Raw genomic sequence first — 16,435 nt, forward strand, 5'->3', positions numbered from 1 at the left:
GCAGCGGGAGGGAGAGGGCGGGTGGCGGGGCGGTGCGGTCAGGCGTGGAAGGGCAGACCGGCGTCGTCGACCAGCTCCAGGTCGTCGGCTCCGGGCGGCGGCAGCAGCGTCGCCGTGCCGTCGGTGACCGGTACGACGCCGAGGTCCAGCAGTTCGGCCATGGCGGCGCTGCCGGCCATGTCGCGGACCTGGAGCTGGTAGCGGGCGGTGGTACGGAAGGCTCCCCCGGCGTCGTCCCCGGTGCGCTGGAGGAAGCCGGAGTCGGTGAGGAAGGCGACGGCCTTGCCGACGATGCCGGTGGTGGAGCCGGCCAGTCGCCGGGCGTCCTTGGTGGCGCCGGTGGAGCTGCGCCGGGCGTAGATCCGCCAGGCCGCTTCGAGTCCGGGGGCGTCGGTGGCCGGGTCGGTGTTGTCGCCGTGCTCCTCGGCGCGCTCCGCCAGGCGGTTGCATGCCTGGCGGACGAACGAGTCGACGCCGTTGACCGTGATCCGGCCGATGTACGCGTCGTCGGCGAGGTCCTCGGGGCGGGGGAAGGCCATCGCGGCGACGGCCAGGTGTGCGAGCCCGTGCAGGAAGCGGTCGGCGGAGTCGGACGAGGCGCGGCGGGCGTAGTCGCCCATACGGACCGCGAAGACCGAGTCCTCGCCGGCGGTCACGGCCATGCCCGCGCGCGTGGACACCTCCAGGACGACCAGGCCGAGCCCGGTCGCCACGGCGTCGGCGAGCCGGGCGAAGGCGGGCTCCTCCCGGTAGCGGCGCAGCAGTTCGGCGTATTCGGCGTCGCGTGCGGGCAGCAGCTTGGGCTGGAGGCCGAAGGCGACGAGCCGGGCGGCGTCGGCCGCGTCGGCCGGGGTGACGGGCGCGGTGGCCGGGGGGCCCACCGGCTCGGCGGGCCCCGCGCTCTCGGTCGCGTACCCGGTGGTCGGCTCGCCCCACGCGTCGGTGTGCTGTGCGCGGTGGTCGCTCACGACTGTCGCTCCTTGCTGCGGAAACTCTGCGGTACGGGGTGGACGGCGTCGGCTCTCGCGGTGTCCGTACGGGGCGCCGCGGTCCGGTCGGTGCCCGCGGCGTGGGTACCGGCGGGGGTCTGAAGGATCCGCGTGCGGTGTGCCGTGCGCACCGCGCCGGTCATGACGACTCCGTGCGGTCGGCGGCCATTCCGGCCGCGTCCAGCAGGGCCGTGCCCACGATCAGGTCAGCGCCGCCGAACTCGAAGTCGTCGAGCTGCGTGCCGTCGTCGACGGAGAACAGCAGGCGCTGTTCTCCCTGCCGGTAGGCGGTGCCGACCGGCGGGCTCGCGGCGTGCACCGCGAGCAGGGCGACCAGGTAGGGCAGTTCGGGATCGCGGAGCCGGGCCTCGGCGAGGAGTCCGGACAGGCGCCGCGGGGCGTCGTGTTCCAGGTCCAGGAGCTCCATGGCGCTCGCGAGCTGCTCCTCGCTGAACCTGCTGTCGTCGGGGGTGGCGATCAGATCGGGCTCGGGCATCTCGGCGCCCAGGTGTTCGCGCTCCAGGGGCGGGGTGAGCAGCATGTCGACGAGGTCGCCGACCCGTACCGAGGTGGGGGTGCGCAGGCCGGTGCCGCGGGCGAAGAAGGCGTCGGTGACACGGATCGCCTGTTCGACGGGGAGCGGCAGCAGCGGGGCGACCAGCTGCCCGTACAGATCGAGGCCCGCGCGGGCCGTGGGGGTGGCGAAGGCCTGCCGGTCCTGTTCGGCGCGGAACAGCGGCCCGGCCTCCAGCAGGCGGGACTGCAGCTGGGTGTGGCGGCGGATGCAGTCCTTGACGATGTCGACGAGCTCGGCGGCGCGGCGCTTGTGCTCCGGCTCCTCCGCCTCGTCGCGCGCCTTGCGGATGTTGGTGAGGATCGCGTTCTCGTGGCGGTAACGGTCGGCGACGTGGTCCAGCGCTTCGGCGATCATGTCGGGGACCGCGTTGAGCCAGTCGACCGCGCGGACGTTGCGCCGGGTGGCCTCCAGCGTCTTGCGGAGGGTCTCGGCGTACTGCACGGTGCGGTAGCGGGCCTGTTCGGCGGCGAGCTGTGCGTCCGCGAGGCGGCCGCGGCTGATGAGGACCTCCAGCTTCACCTCGGCGGCGATCTGGGCGCTGGTGACGTCCGTGTCGAGGGCGCCCACCAGGACGTTGACCGCTTCGTCGGTGGCGCGGAGGTAGACGGTGCCGCCGTATCCCGGGACCTCTTCGATCAGTTTGAAGTCGTAGTCCCTGCGGACGTACACCCCGTCGGGGCCGAAAGTGCCGTACACCGCCCGGAATCCGCGGTCCACGCTGCCGACATTGATCAGGTTCTCCAGCACCCAGCGTGCGACCCGCTCGTGCTCGGCCACGGGGCGGCCGGGGGCCTGGGCGGCGACGCGGGGAAGCAGTCTGGCCACTATCTGGTCGTGGTCGGCCCCCGTGTCGAAGTCCATGTTGAGGGTGACGAGGTCGATCGCGGCGAGGGCGACCTCGGCCATCGCGTAGACCGTGTACTCACCGGCCAGATTCGCCTTGCGCACATCGAGGTCGTGCAGCGGCGCCGTGCAGGCGAGCGCGCGCAGCCGCCGCGAGAGCCCCTCGTCGGCGGCCGGGCCCGGGGCGGGCCGCGGCCCCGCGCTGAGCTGGGGCGCAGCGTTGTCCGTGTAGGCAGGCGAAGTCACGGTGCACAGATTAGGTCCTCACCCTGACAACGGTCGAAACGACGCAGAAGCGACCCCTGGCCCGCGGCTGGTCGGCAACGGTGTCACGGCCGTTCCCCGCCGCTTTCCGCACTGCCGTCACGGCCCTGCTCCGGGGTTCCGTATCCCCCTCCGCCCGGTGTGCGCAGCACCAGTACGTCGCCCGGCTCCAGCTCGGCCGTGTCGCAGCCGCGCAGCAATGTGGCCGCCCGGTCGTCCGGGTGCTCGATGTGCTGGTCGCCCGGTGCGCCGGGTTCACCGCCCGCCATGCCGTACGGCGGGATCCGGCGGTGGCCGGAGAGCAGTGCCACGGTGACGGGTTCCAGGAAGCGGATGCGCCGCTCCACGCCGCAGCCGCCGTGCCAGCGCCCGCCTCCCCCGCTGCCCTCGCGCACCCGGAAGCTCTCCAGCAGGACGGGGTAGCGCCATTCGAGGACTTCGGGGTCGGTGAGGCGGGAGTTGGTCATATGGGTCTGCACGGCGTCGGCACCGTCGAAGCCGTCGCCCGCGCCCGAGCCGCTCGCCACCGTCTCGTAGTACTGGACACGTTCGTTGCCGAAGGTGAGGTTGTTCATCGTGCCCGAGCCCTCGGCCTGGATGCCGAGGGCCGCGTACAGGGCGCCGGTGACGGCCTGGGACGTCTCCACGTTTCCCGCGACGGTGGCCGCCGGGTGGACGGGGGCCAGCATGGAGCCCTCCGGAATCCGGACCTCCAGGGGCTTGAGGCAGCCGCTGTTAAGAGGGATGTCCTCGGCGACCAGGGTCCGGAAGACGTACAGCACGGCCGCCATGACCACGGATTTCGGTGCGTTGAAGTTGCCCCGCTGCTGCGGCGAGGTGCCGGTGAAGTCGATGACCGCGGAGCGGGCGGCACGGTCCACGGTGAGGGCGACCTCGATGACCGCGCCGTTGTCGGTCTCGTAGCGGCAGGCGCCGTCGTGCAGTTCGGCGATGATCCGGCGGACGGACTCCTCGGCGTTGTCCTGCACGTGCCCCATGTACGCGGCGACGGCGTCGGGCCCGAACTGCTCGACCATGCGGCGGAGTTCGGCAATGCCCTTTTCGTTGGCGGCGATCTGGGCGCGCAGGTCGGCGAGGTTGGCCTCCGGGTCGCGGGAGGGGTACGCGGCGGTGGTGAGCAGCTCACGCGTCTCGTCCTCGCGGAACCTGCCGTCGCGTACCAGCAGCCAGTTGTCGAACAGCACGCCCTCCTCGTGGATGGTGCGGCTGAAGGCGGGCATGGAGCCGGGGGTGATGCCACCGATCTCGGCGTGATGTCCGCGTGAGGCCACGAGGAAGCGCAGCTCCGGCCGCTCGCCGTCGGACCCGTCGAACACCGGGGTCACCACGGTCACGTCGGGCAGGTGGGTTCCCCCGTGGTACGGATCGTTGATGGCGTACGCGTCGCCGGGACGCATCGTGCCGCCGTTGCGCCGCAGCACCTCCTTGATGGACTCCCCCATCGAGCCGAGGTGGACGGGAATATGCGGGGCGTTGGCGATCAGATTGCCGTCCGCGTCGAAGAGCGCGCAGGAGAAGTCGAGCCGCTCCTTGATGTTGACGGAGTGCGCCGTGTTCTCCAGGCGTACTCCCATCTGCTCGGCGATCGACATGAAGAGGTTGTTGAAGACCTCCAGCATGACGGGGTCGACCCGGGTGCCGACGGCCGTGCGGTCCGGGCGCGGGCGGGCCCGGGTGAGCAGCAGATGGCCGGTGTCGACGAGAGCGGCCTGCCAGCCCGGGTCGACGACGGTGGTGGCGTCCGCCTCGGCGATCACGGCGGGACCGGTCACGGTGTCCGCGGTACGCAGTTCCTCGCGGCGGTGGAGCGCGGTGTCCTGCCACCGGCCGTCTGCGAACATCCGCACGGTGTCGCGCGGTCGGGGCTCGGTGCCCGCGCGGGGCGTGGAGCCGGCCGGGGGTGGCTCGTGCCGGTCGGCCGTTCCGGTCGCCTCGACCGAGACCGCCTCGACGATCAGGGGCTTGTCCATGGTGAACGCGTAGCGCGCCCGGTGCCCGGCGGTGAACGCCTCGGCCATGGCGGGCGCGGTGGCCAGGTCGACGGCGAGACTCGAATCCGTACCGGCGTAGCGCAGCAGCACGCGGGCACGGGTGCTGATCGCGCTGTCGGGGACGGCGTCGGCGCGCAGTTCGGCGCGGGTCCGGGCGGCCAGTTCGTCGCAGAGTTCGCCCACCTCGGTCCGGGTCGACTCGTTCAGTTCCGCCTCCACCGACTGCTCGCGCATCGCGGTGGCGTCGGCGAGACCGATGCCGTACGCGGACAGCACGCCGGCCAGCGGCGGTACGAGGACGGTGTCGATGCCCAGGGAGTCGGCGACGGCGCAGACGTGCTGGCCACCGGCGCCGCCGAAGCCGGTCAGGGCGTAGCGCGTGATGTCGTGCCCGCGCTGCACGGAGATCTTCTTGACCGCGTTCGCCATGTTGAGCACGGCGATCTCCAGGAAGCCGGCGGCGGTCTCGGCGGCCGTGCGCCGTGTTCCGGTGGCACGCCTTACGTCCTGGGCGAGCGCGTCGAAGCGTTCACGGACCAGGTCGGCGTCGAGCGGGAGGTCGCCGTCCGGTCCGAAGACGGCGGGGAAGTGCGCGGGCTGGATCCGGCCGAGCATCACATTGGCGTCGGTGACGGTCAGCGGGCCGCCGCGCCGGTAGCAGGCCGGGCCGGGGATCGCGCCAGCCGAGTCGGGGCCGACCCGGTGGCGCCGGCCGTCGAAGTGCAGGACGGAACCGCCGCCGGCCGCGACGGTGTGGATGCTCATCATCGGGGCACGCATCCGCACACCGGCGACCTGGGTGCCGAACTCGCGCTCGAACTCGCCTGCGTAGTGGGACACATCGGTGGACGTTCCGCCCATGTCGAAGCCGATGACCCGGCGGAATCCGGCCTGTTCGGAGGTGCGGGCCATGCCGACCACACCGCCGGCCGGCCCGGAGAGCACCGCGTCCTTGCCCCGGAAGTGGGAGGCCTCGCGCAGCCCGCCGTTGGACTGCATGAACATCAGCCGGATGCCGTCGAGTTCACCGGCGACCTCCTCGACGTACCGGCGCAGGATCGGTGAGAGGTAGGCGTCGACGACGGTGGTGTCGCCGCGCGGTACGAGCTTGATCAGCGGGCTCACCTCGTGCGAGCAGCTGACCTGGGTGAAGCCCGCCTCGCGGGCCGCGTCGGCCACGGCGTTCTCGTGTCCGGGGTGACGGTAGCCGTGCATCAGGACGACGGCGGCGCTGCGCAGTCCGTCGGCGCGGGCGGCCCTGAGCCCTTCGGTGACCGCCGCCCGGTCCAGCGGGGTGACGACCCGGCCGTGGGCGTCGATCCGCTCGGGGACCTCGATCACCCGCTCGTACACGGCCTCGGGCAGCAGGATGCGGCGGTCGAAGAGCCGCGGCCGGTTCTGGTAGGCGATCCGCAGGGCGTCCCGGAAGCCTTCCGTGATGACCAGGACGGTCGGCTCCCCGTGCCGCTCCAGCAGGGCGTTGGTGGCGACCGTGGTGCCGATCCGCACCGCGGCGACCCGGTCGGCGGGGACCGGGTCGCCGGGGCCGAGGCCGAGCAGCGCCCGGATTCCGGCCACGGCGGCGTCGCGGTAGCGGTCCGGGTCGTGGGAGAGCAGCTTGCGGGTGACCAGGTGCCCACCGGGATCCCGGCCCACGACATCGGTGAACGTCCCGCCCCGGTCGATCCAGAACTCCCAGCGTCCGGTCATCCCTCCATACTGACCCGCGGCACGGGTGACGGCTCGGACGGCACGGCCCGCCGGGCGCCGGTCGGCTGTACGGCGGCCGGCGCGCTCCGCAGGGCCTCCTCGGCGGGCGGCCGGTCGAGGGCTGCGGTCAGCCGGCGGCTGGGCAGCGCGGCCCGGATCCGGGGACAGCCGGCAGGAGGAGGGAGGGGACGCGTACCACGGGGCAGGGGGCGTCGGCCTCGAAGGTGCCGGAGGGATCGGAGCGGTCCGGACGGGACGTGGTCGTCACGCCGGCGATGACGAGCGGTTCGTGGCCGCGGCCGGCGAGATGCCGGGCCGTCCGGAGGGTGCGGTGGGCCACGCCGTCGGCATCGGGCGGGAAGGATTCGGTGACGATGACGACACGCATGTGCGTGTCGTCGCCACGCCCGGCGTGACCGGGCCGACTTGGATCTTTCCGCCCGCGGGGAACGTCCCGTGAGCGTTCGAGCCGGGTTTCGGGCCCGCCCGTGCGCGCCGCGCGCCCCCGACGCGCGTCGCTGTTCGTACTCGGTCAGACCGCGGGGGTGTCGGGCCCGATCCGGCTGCGTACCGCCGTCTGCACCTCGGCCTCCTCGGCCGGGTCGGCGGCGAGGCGGCGAAGTCGCTCGGCGACCCTGATGTCGCCGGTCTCCGCGTGGAGTGCGGCGACCTCGCGGGTGGTCTCCTCGCAGTCCCACAGGCATTCGACGGCGAATCCGGTGGCGAAGGAGGGGTCGGTGGCGGCCAGTGCGCGGGCCGCCCGGCCGCGCAGGTGCGAGGAGGAGGTCTCCCGGTAGACGTGCCGCAGCACGGGGGCGGCGCAGGCGATGCCGAGCCGTCCCGCGCCGTCGACGAGGGTCCACAGGCGTGGTGCGTCCGGTCCCTCGCCCCGTACGGCCTCGCGGAGTGCGCCGAGGACCAGCGGTGCGTCCTGGGCACCGCCCCGGCAGGCGAGCACACCCGCCGCGGAGGCGCCGAGCGCGTCGGGCCGCCGGGCCCAGCACCGGGCGCGGTCCACCGCCGCGTCGCCGCACATCCGCTCGAAGGCGGCGACGGCCGCGTCGGCGACGGTGCGGGAGGCGCTGACGGCTGCGGCCTCGATCAGGTCGAGCACGACCGGGTCCTTGGCCTCCGCCAGGTAGTGCAGCGCGGCACAGCGTGCGCCCTCCGGACCACTGCGGGCGGCCTCGACGATCGTGGGCCGGTCCTCGGGGCCCGCGACGGCGGTGAGGCAGCGGGCGGCCGGCAGATGGAGGGTGCTGCCGCGTTCGAGTCCCTGCTGGGCCCAGTCGAAGACCGCCTGGACGCTCCAGCCCGGACGGGGGCCGCCCGGTCGCAGCTGGCGCTGCCAGCGGTCGAACGAACCCTGTTCCGAGGCGGCTCGGACCCTGGCGCCGACCGCGTCGCGCGGGTCGTCCGCCCAGAGCCGCCAGGGGCGGGGTTCGTAGGCGTCACGTACGGCGGCGACCAGCTCGGCGGCGCCCTCCTCGGTGGCCGGGAACCGGCCGAGCACGGGTACGGCGAGGGCACGGAGCCCCGCGTCGTCGTCGCGCAGGGCGAGCTCGTCGAGGGCCCAGGCCCAGTTGGCGCCGGTCGCGGCGTACCGCCGCAGCAGGGCCAGGGCGTCGCCGCGTCCGTACGAGGCGAGGTGGCCGAGCACGGCGAGGGCCAGCCCGGTGCGCGAGTCGTCGGTGTCGAAATGGTCGTCGGGATCGCACAGGTGCCGCTCGATCTCTTCGATGCCGCCGTCGAGATCGAGATACAGGCGCGCGTAGTAGAGCGAGCGGTTCTCCACCTGCCAGTCGTGGCGCGGATCGCTCAGGACGCAGTGGTTGAGAGCCGCCAGGGCCTCGGGGCGCGGTGCGGCGAGTGCGTGGAGCGTGCCGTCGCCGCGGCCCCTCTGCAGCAGACCGAGCAGGGTGCCGCTCGGCGCTATGAACGGATCGAACATGGAAAAAGCCTCACATCAAGCTGTCGACGCAACCGGGACTGTGCAGTTCCAAGTGCCGGGTGGGCACTACGCCGCGCAGCAACATGATCGGCCGACCGCCGTCTTCTGCTTGGTGTAGACCATCTTCCTCTGCCTCTCGTCGGTGGCCCGGAGCCGGGCCCGCGACGTCATGATGACCCAGCCATTTCGCCACCGCGACCACATTTACGGCGTACCCGGTCAGCGGGAGCCGAAGAGTTCCAGCAGGTCGGCGTTGCCGAACATGCGAGCCGTGTCGAGGGCGGAGGGCGTTCCGGCGGCCGGATCGGCACCTGCGGAGAGCAGCGCCTCGATCACCGCGTTCTCGCCCTTGAAAACGGCACCGGCGAGCGGTGTCTGCCCGCGGTCGTTGGCCCGGTCCGGGTCGGCGCCCCGGCCGACGAGGGCCGTGACGGCGGCGGCATGCCCGTGGTAGGCGGCGAGCATCAGCAGCGAATCGCCCCGGTCGTTGGTGAGGTTGGCGGGGACGCCGGCGTCGACGTACGCGGCGAGCGCGTCGGTCTCACCGCGACGGGCGAGGTCGAAGACCTTCGTCGCCAGCTCGACCACCTCGGGATCGGGTGTTTCGCTCATCGGAGGACCGCCTTCCATCAACCGGTTTCACCACTGTCGACCTGCCGGGGCGTACGCCGTGGGGGCCGTACGAGTGAACCGACAGGGTACTGCCCGGCCAGGCACTTGGCCTGGCCCACCCGAGGCACAGGATCACGAATGGTGCGGCGGAACGGTGCGCGACGCCGGATGTTCCGCCTCATCGGGATCACTCACACGGCCATTCAAGTGAAAATAGCGACTTTTCACTCAATTGCAGCTTTTATCGTATAGATACTTCTGGTGAACCTGGAAGAACTCATGGTGACCGTCCCCCCAACCAGGAGAACCAGTCATGATCCTGTCCATGTCAGGCGTCGTCATCCTCGGCATCATCGTCTTCCTGTTCTTCAGGAAGGACGGCCTCAAGGCCTCGCACGCCCTCATCACTGCCCTGTTCGGCTTCTATCTGGCAGGCACCGCCATCGCACCGAGTATCACCGCGGGCGGCGCGAGTCTCGCCGGCCTCCTGGGCGGGATCAAGTTCTGACCCTCCGCGACCGCTCCCACCCCTTCAGGAGGCCGACGTGGCCCGGCGACCACTCCCCCGCATTCTGCTGAGCAGCGGCAGCGCCTCGATCACTCGCAGTCGCGAGTTCGCGCGCACGGCCGCCGACAACGCCACGGACGTCCTCCATCCGCTGATCACGATCACTCGTGGTCTGCGGCTGCTGGCCGGAGCCGGATGGCAGAAGTGGGCCGCGACACCCAAGGACAAGCGTGGCCCCACGCTGTTCCTCGTCGCGGCCTGCGTACTCGCGTTCGCGCTCATGCCGTACGGGGGCCTGATCGCCCTCGTCACGGTGATGGGTGCGGCCGCCTGGACGGGGCGGGAGCGGACCCCCGCGAAGACCGGCCCCGACGAGGCCGGGACCGCACGGCTGCGCTCGCTGTACGAGGCGCTCGTGCCGTACTTCTCGGTGGCCGAGGACCCCGAACCGCTGTTCTCCCACGGCGGCGACTGGGAGAAGACCTTCAGCGGTTACGAGTTCGACGGCGACGGGCGGCCGACCCGTCTCCAGGTGACGTACCCCGCCTACTTCACCGACAGCGAGGCCGCCTCCCGTGCCCGGATCGAGCGGCTGCTGCACGCCAAGTCCGGCCGCGGCCGCGAATACCATTTCGCCTGGGACGAGGAGGGCAACCAGCTGGTCATGAGCGTCCTCGGCGCCCTGCCCACCTCGATCGGCGCCCAGCGCTTCGTCACCGCCCCCGGCGAGACGGTACTGGGCTTCACCGACGGCGACGCGGTGCAGCGCACCGTTCCGGTGCACGACGGCGACACGACCCGCGACGCCCCTCCGGTCGTCTGGCGGACCGGCGCCCGCTCCACCGAGCCGCACCTGCTGGTGATCGGGCAGCCCGGCAGCGGCACCACCACCCTGATGCGCTCCATCGCCCTGCAGGCACTCCAGCACGGCGACATCCTGATCGTCGAAGGCAGCGGCACCGGCGAGTACGCCTGCCTGACCGGGCGGGACGGCGTGCTGGCCGTCGAGTGCGCACTGGCCGGCGCACTGGCAACCCTGGAGTGGGCCGCCCACGAGACGGAGCGGCGGTTGATCGCCGCGAACCGGGCCCGGCAGGCCGGCCATCCCGTGCCCGACGACATCAGGCGCCCGCTCTGGATCCTGCTCGACCGGCCCGGTGCCCTCGGCCATCTGGCCGCCGCCGACGGCAGGCCCGATCCGCAGGGGCTGCTCCAGGTGCCACTGCGGCACGGCAGGGCGGCCAACGTGACCGTGGTGCTGACCGATGAGTTCGACAGCCTGGACACCCTCGGCGAGACCGTGCGCACGCACTGCCGGGCCCGGGTCGTGCTCGGCCAGTGCTCCCACGAGCAGGTGGAGTCGGTGCTCGGCACCGAGCCGCACACCACCCCGGCCGCCGATGTCCCGCCCGGCCGCGGATACGCACGGCTCGGCACCGGCCCGGTGCTCCGGCTCCAGGTCCCGGCCACGCCCGATCCGTACGACGAGGCGACCGGCGAGGCGGAGCGGCAGGCGGTCCTCGGGCTGCTCCCCGAGCGGCAGGAGCCGGCCGTCGAGGCTGCCGTGCCGGCCGCACCGGGCGTTCCGGAGCCGGTGCTGCCGCGCTCCGTGACCATGGCGGTCGAGGGGATGGCGGTCACCGACTGAGCGGACGCGCTCGCGGGGTGAGGGACCGGCGGTCCGTCACCCCGCGCCCGTCTCGGGTCAGGCGACGAACGTCCGCGGCGCCTCGGCCCCCGCGGCCGCCCCCGAGCCGACCAGCTGCGCCGCCGCCGCGAGCCGTACCGCCGCCTCGTCCGCGACCGGCCCCGCGACCGTGAACGGCAGCCGTACGTACCCCTCGAAGGCGCCGTCGACCCCGAACCGGGGTCCGGACGGGACTCGCACCCCGACCCGCTCCCCGGCCACCGCCAGCCGGGAGCCGGAAAGGCCGCCGGTCCGCACCCAGAGCGTCAGGCCGCCGAGCGGAACGGAGAACTCCCAGCCGGGCAGCTCCCGGCGGACCGCGGAGACGAGCGCGTCCCGGTTCTCCCGCGCCTGCTCGCGCCGGACCTGTACGGCCTCCTCCCAGCCGCCGGTGCGCATCAGCCAGTTCACGGCGAGCTGTTCGAGGACGGGTGTGCCCATGTCGGCGTAGGCGCGGGCGGCGACCAGGCTGCGGATCACGTCCGGGGCGGCGCGCACCCAGCCGATCCGCATGCCCGCCCAGAAGGCCTTGCTCGCCGATCCGACCGTGATCACGGTGGAGCCCGCCGGGTCGAAGGCGCAGACCCGGCGCGGCATCCGCACATCGGGATCGAGGCAGAGCTCGTTCATGGTCTCGTCGACGACCAGGACCGTACCCGCGGAACGGGCCGCGTCCACCAGTGCACGCCGTCGGTCCTCGTCGGCCAGCGCTCCGGTGGGGTTGTGGAAGTCGGCGACGACATAGGCGAGCCGCGGCGCCGCGTCCCGCAGCACCTGCCGCCACCGGTTCATGTCCCAGCCGCGAAGCCCCTCCTCCATCGCCACCGGTACCAGCCGGGCACCCGCCTCCCGCATCAACTGCAGGATGTTGGCATAGCTCGGGGACTCCACCGCGATCCGCTCGCCGCGGCCCGCGAAGAGATGACAGATCGCATCGATCGCGCCCATTGCGCCGGTGGTGACCATGATCTGCTCGGGCATGGTCGGGATGCCGCGCCCGGTGTAACGGTCGGCGATCATCTGCCGCAGCGCGGGCAGCCCGGCCGGGTAGTCGCCGTGGGTGTGGGCGTACGGCGCGAGTTCCTCGATGGCGCCCTGGACCGCCCGGGTCAGCCATGGCTCGGGCGCGGGCAGCGAGGCGCAGCCCAGGTCGATCATCGAGCCGAGGGACTCCGGGGGCAGCGGTTCCAGACCACGTGCGGGCAGCGGGTTCCCGGCGGGCACGGCGGTCCAGCTGCCGGCTCCCCTGCGGGACTCCAGGAACCCCTCGGTCCGCAGCGCCTCGTACGCGGCGGCGACGGTGGTGCGGCTGACGGAGAGAGCGAGCGCCAGCTCGCGTTCGGCGGGGAGCCTGGCGGCGACCGGCACCCGGCCTTCGAGGACGAGCAGGCGGATCCCGTCGGCCAGCGCACGATAGGCGGGCGGCCTGCGGGCGCCCGGAACGGCGGGCCGGGGCTGTTGGGCCTGGAGCTGCCGGGCGAGCTGCGCCGCGCCCACCGCCGAAGTCCACTGAGCCATGAAAATCAGTCCACCTTCCTCTGATTGGCCATAGTTGGCAGCCAATCCCCTGCCACAGAGTGACACGCGGCAGTCCACCGTCACCACTCCAGGGGGCATCTCTTGTCCGACGCCACCGCCCCTCGCGGGGCTCACCTCACCCGTCGACTGATCCAGCTGTACGCCGGTCTCGCGCTGTACGGGGCCAGCTCCGCGCTCCTGGTCCGCGCCGGTCTGGGGCTCGAACCCTGGGGCGTACTGCATCAGGGGCTCGCCGAGCGCACCGGTCTGTCCATCGGGGTCGTCTCGATCATCGTCGGCGCCGCCGTCCTGCTGCTGTGGATCCCGCTCAGGCAGCGTCCGGGCCTGGGCACGGTCTCCAATGTCTTCGCCGTCGGCATCGCCATGGACGGCACGCTCGCGCTCATACCCGGCGTGCACGGTCTCGCCGCGCAGACCACCGTGATGGCCGCGGGGGTCGTGGTCAACGGCGTCGCCACGGGGCTGTACATCGCGGCGCGGTTCGGCCCGGGTCCCCGCGACGGGCTGATGACCGGACTGCATCTGCGCACCGGCCGCTCCATCCGGTTGGTGCGGACGCTGATCGAGGTGGCGGTCGTGGTGACCGGTTTCCTGCTCGGCGGCACCCTCGGGGCGGGCACGGTCGTGTACGCCCTGGCCATCGGCCCGCTCGCCCAGTTCTTCCTGCGCTTCTTCGCGGTCGGCGGGAAGCCGGTGGCGAAGAGCGGCGACGGCGGGGAGACCGGGGCCGCCGGCCAGGGCGCCGTCGCGCTCGCGCCGGACGACGGCGACAGCGCCGTCACTCCCCGGACACCGGAGCAGGCGATACTTCCGCAGTGACCTCCGTACGCCATCCCTATCTGGACCATCCCGCGACGATCCCCTTCGCCCACCGAGGCGGTGCGGCGGACGGGATCGAGAACACCACGGCCGCGTTCCGCCGGGCCGCCGACGCCGGGTACCGCTACTTCGAGACCGATGTGCACTCCACCTCGGACGGCCGCCTGGTCGCCTTCCACGACGCCACCCTGGACCGGGTGACGGACGCCCGCGGCCGGATAGCCGAGCTGCCGTGGAGCGAGGTGCGACGGGCCAGGGTGGCGGGCCGGGAGCCGCTGCCCCTGTTCGAGGAGCTGTTGGAGACCTTCCCCGAGGCCCGCTGGAACGTCGACATCAAGGCCGCGTCCGCGCTGGTCCCGCTGGTCGAGCTGATCCGCCGCACGAACGCCTGGGACCGGGTGTGCGTCGGCTCGTTCTCGGAGGCCCGGGTCGCCAGGGCCCACCGGCTGGCGGGCCCCCGGCTCGCCACTTCCTACGGTGTCCGGGGCGTGCTCGGGCTGCGGTTGCGCTCGTACGGGATTCCGGCCGCGCTGCGGGCGGGCGCGGTGTGCGCGCAGGTACCGGAGAGCCAGAACGGCGTCCGGGTGGTCGACCGGCGCTTCGTGCGCGAGGCTCACGCGCGCGGGCTCCAGGTGCACGTCTGGACCGTGAACGAGCCCGAGCGGATGGCGGCGCTCCTCGATCTCGGCGTGGATGGCATCATGACCGATCACATCGAGACGCTGCGCACGGTGTTGAGCGAGCGGGGGGCCTGGGCCTGACGCCGGCCGTGCCGGGTCTTCACGGGGAGAGACGAGGGGGTGCGGGTTGAGCGCCGAGACCGCTGAACCGACGGAACCGACTGCGGATTCCGCCGCTGCCGCGAGCCGCAGAAGTGAACAACGCGGCTGGTATTTCTACGACTTCGCCTGCTCCGTCTACTCGACGAGCGTCCTGACGGTCTTCATCGGCCCCTATCTCACCTCGATAGCCAAGGCGGCCGCCGATGCCGACGGCTTCGTGCACCCGCTCGGCATTCCGGTCCGCGCCGGGTCGCTGTTCGCCTACGCGGTCTCCGTGTCCGTGGTGGTCGCGGTGATCGTGATGCCGATCGTGGGCGCCGCCGCGGACCGTACGGGGCGCAAGAAGCCGCTGCTCGCGGCCGCCGCCTACGCGGGGGCCGCCGCGACCACCGGCATGTTCTTCCTGGACGGCCACCGCTATCTGCTGGGTGCCTTCCTGCTGATCGTGGCGAACGCCGCGATCTCGGTCTCGATGGTGCTCTACAACGCGTATCTGCCGCAGATCGCCGAGCCGGAGGAGCGGGACGCGGTCTCCTCGCGCGGCTGGGCCTTCGGCTACACCTCGGGCGCGCTCGTCCTGGTCCTGAACCTGGTCCTGTACACGGGCCACGACTCCTTCGGCCTCTCCCAGTCCGACGCGGTACGGATCTGTCTCGCTTCGGCCGGCCTGTGGTGGGGTGCCTTCACGCTGGTGCCGCTGCGCCGACTGCGCGACCGGCGTGTGACGGCGAGCGGCGAGGGGGCGGTCGGTTCGGGCTGGCGGCAGCTGCTGGCCACCCTGCGCGACATGCGCCGCCATCCGCTGACGCTCTCCTTCCTGCTGGCGTACCTCATCTACAACGACGGTGTGCAGACGGTGATCTCCCAGGCCTCGGTGTACGGCTCGGAGGAGCTGGACCTCGACCAGACGACCCTGATCACGGCGGTGCTGCTGGTGCAGGTGCTGGCGGTGGCCGGAGCGCTGGGGATGGGTCGGCTGGCGCGGTCGTACGGCGCGAAGCGCACGATCCTCGGCTCGCTCGTCGTCTGGACGCTGATTCTCGTCGCCGGATACTTCCTCCCCGCCGGAGCGCCGGTCTTCTTCTATGCACTGGCGTCGGCGATCGGCCTGGTACTGGGCGGAAGCCAGGCACTGTCGCGCTCGCTCTTCTCCCATCTGGTGCCGCGCGGCAAGGAGGCCGAGTACTTCTCCGCGTACGAGATGAGCGACCGCGGGCTGAGCTGGCTGGGGCCACTGGTGTTCGGACTCGCGTATCAGCTGACCGGCAGCTACCGGGATGCGATCATCTCCTTGGTGATCTTCTTCGTGGTTGGTTCCGTGCTGCTCGCAAGGGTGCCGATCCGGCGGGCCGTGGCGGCCGCGGGCAATCCCGTACCGGAACGTATTTAGACGTCGAAGTGAAAGGCCGGTAGTGTACGCCTTTGGCCTGCCCGGAGGACCGTTACTGCGAGCGGAAGAAGCCAAAGCGTTGGGTGACAACTTCCGCCAGATGTGACAAACCGGGCATCGCTGGGTACTTGGAACCCTGGGAAACCTGAAAAAGCAGCGGCACGACGGGCGACGCATGACCGGCAACGGGAATCTTTACCGCCGACCGGACGTTGACCGGATGACGACGACAGCGACACCTGTCCTGTGGGCGACAAGCCCGGGAGGCACGATTCATGAGTGAGCGAGCTCTCCGCGGCACGCGACTCGTGGTTACCAGCTACGAGACGGACCGCGGCATCGATCTGGCCCCGCGCCAGGCGGTGGAGTACGCATGCCAGAACGGACATCGATTCGAGATGCCGTTCTCGGTAGAGGCGGAAATTCCGCCGGAGTGGGAGTGCAAGGCGTGCGGCGCCATGGCACTTCTGGTGGACGGGGATGGCCCCGAGGAGAAGAAGGGCAAGCCTGCGCGTACGCACTGGGACATGCTCATGGAGCGGCGCACACGCGAGGAGCTGGAGGAAGTGCTCGCCGAGAGGCTGGCGGTCCTGCGCTCCGGAGCCATGAACATCGCCGTGCACCCGCGGGACAGCAGGAAGTCCGCCTGACCGACCGCGTAGCGCCGCAATACGACAGAGCCGCGGGGGGGGGCTGCGCCTCTTGTGTCGGCTCTCCCCCTCGGCGAGTTTTTTGTCAGATCGCTAGAGCGT

At 72.0% G+C, this 16,435-nt stretch carries 14 protein-coding genes; 6 read left to right on the forward strand and 8 right to left on the reverse strand.

All coding sequences use genetic code 11. The features are described from left to right. Window positions 1–38: 38 nt before the first annotated feature. The 7 genes from ACWCQ6_RS26465 to ACWCQ6_RS26495 form a co-directional block, all read right to left on the reverse strand. Window positions 39–968 carry a hypothetical protein gene (locus tag ACWCQ6_RS26465; protein WP_451093222.1) on the reverse strand — a complete coding sequence of 310 codons (930 nt, stop codon included), beginning with the start codon at window positions 966–968 and terminating at the stop codon, window positions 39–41. Beyond that, window positions 965–1,132 carry a hypothetical protein gene (locus ACWCQ6_RS26470; RefSeq protein WP_451093224.1) on the reverse strand — a complete coding sequence of 56 codons (168 nt, stop codon included), beginning with the start codon at window positions 1,130–1,132 and terminating at the stop codon, window positions 965–967. Before ACWCQ6_RS26470 ends, ACWCQ6_RS26465 begins: the two co-directional genes overlap by 4 nt. After that, window positions 1,129–2,655: a hypothetical protein gene (locus tag ACWCQ6_RS26475; RefSeq protein WP_451093226.1), complete on the reverse strand. Its 1,527-nt coding sequence runs from the start codon at window positions 2,653–2,655 to the stop codon at window positions 1,129–1,131. The genes ACWCQ6_RS26470 and ACWCQ6_RS26475 overlap by 4 nt, the downstream gene beginning before the upstream one ends. Before the next feature lie 83 nt (window positions 2,656–2,738). Continuing rightward, window positions 2,739–6,395 (reverse strand): hydantoinase B/oxoprolinase family protein, encoded by a 3,657-nt coding sequence (locus ACWCQ6_RS26480; protein WP_451093228.1) that lies wholly within the window; start codon window positions 6,393–6,395, stop codon window positions 2,739–2,741. 127 nt (window positions 6,396–6,522) lie between these two features. Further along, window positions 6,523–6,783: a hypothetical protein gene (locus ACWCQ6_RS26485; protein WP_451093230.1), complete on the reverse strand. Its 261-nt coding sequence runs from the start codon at window positions 6,781–6,783 to the stop codon at window positions 6,523–6,525. Between the two features lie 144 nt (window positions 6,784–6,927). Beyond that, entirely contained in the window at window positions 6,928–8,346 is a 1,419-nt protein-coding gene (locus ACWCQ6_RS26490) for a HEAT repeat domain-containing protein (protein WP_451093232.1), read from the reverse strand. 219 nt (window positions 8,347–8,565) lie between these two features. Continuing rightward, window positions 8,566–8,958, reverse strand: a complete 393-nt coding sequence (locus ACWCQ6_RS26495) for an ankyrin repeat domain-containing protein (protein ID WP_451093234.1) — start codon at window positions 8,956–8,958, stop codon at window positions 8,566–8,568. Window positions 8,959–9,271: 313 nt separating this feature from the next. Here ACWCQ6_RS26495 and ACWCQ6_RS26500 point away from each other — a divergent pair, with 313 nt between their 5' ends. Together ACWCQ6_RS26500 and ACWCQ6_RS26505 are read left to right on the forward strand one after the other, a co-directional pair. Beyond that, window positions 9,272–9,466 carry a hypothetical protein gene (locus ACWCQ6_RS26500; protein ID WP_123468223.1) on the forward strand — a complete coding sequence of 65 codons (195 nt, stop codon included), beginning with the start codon at window positions 9,272–9,274 and terminating at the stop codon, window positions 9,464–9,466. A 37-nt stretch (window positions 9,467–9,503) separates the two neighbouring features. Then, window positions 9,504–11,114: a hypothetical protein gene (locus tag ACWCQ6_RS26505; protein ID WP_451093237.1), complete on the forward strand. Its 1,611-nt coding sequence runs from the start codon at window positions 9,504–9,506 to the stop codon at window positions 11,112–11,114. A gap of 57 nt (window positions 11,115–11,171) precedes the next feature. Here the strand turns inward: ACWCQ6_RS26505 and ACWCQ6_RS26510 are convergent, their stop codons facing one another. Further along, window positions 11,172–12,671 carry an SCO1417 family MocR-like transcription factor gene (locus ACWCQ6_RS26510; protein ID WP_451093238.1) on the reverse strand — a complete coding sequence of 500 codons (1,500 nt, stop codon included), beginning with the start codon at window positions 12,669–12,671 and terminating at the stop codon, window positions 11,172–11,174. Window positions 12,672–12,773: 102 nt separating this feature from the next. On the opposite strand from ACWCQ6_RS26510, the gene yczE reads away from it, so the two are divergent. From yczE to ACWCQ6_RS26530, 4 genes are all read left to right on the forward strand, one after another. After that, entirely contained in the window at window positions 12,774–13,511 is a 738-nt protein-coding gene (gene yczE / locus ACWCQ6_RS26515; protein ID WP_451093240.1) for a membrane protein YczE, read from the forward strand. Beyond that, the gene (locus ACWCQ6_RS26520) at window positions 13,508–14,272 is read left to right on the forward strand and encodes a glycerophosphodiester phosphodiesterase (RefSeq protein WP_451093242.1); all 765 of its coding nucleotides are present in this window, start codon (window positions 13,508–13,510) and stop codon (window positions 14,270–14,272) included. Before yczE ends, ACWCQ6_RS26520 begins: the two co-directional genes overlap by 4 nt. 46 nt (window positions 14,273–14,318) lie before the next feature. Next, a complete protein-coding gene (locus tag ACWCQ6_RS26525; RefSeq protein ID WP_451093244.1) occupies window positions 14,319–15,683 on the forward strand; it encodes an MFS transporter in 1,365 nt (454 codons plus the stop codon). Window positions 15,684–15,958: 275 nt separating this feature from the next. Continuing rightward, complete coding sequence (locus tag ACWCQ6_RS26530) at window positions 15,959–16,333, forward strand: RNA polymerase-binding protein RbpA (protein WP_007262928.1); 375 nt, start codon at window positions 15,959–15,961, stop codon at window positions 16,331–16,333. The last annotated feature ends 102 nt before the right edge of the window (window positions 16,334–16,435 follow it).

The organism is Streptomyces sp. NPDC001880, from assembly GCF_053594575.1.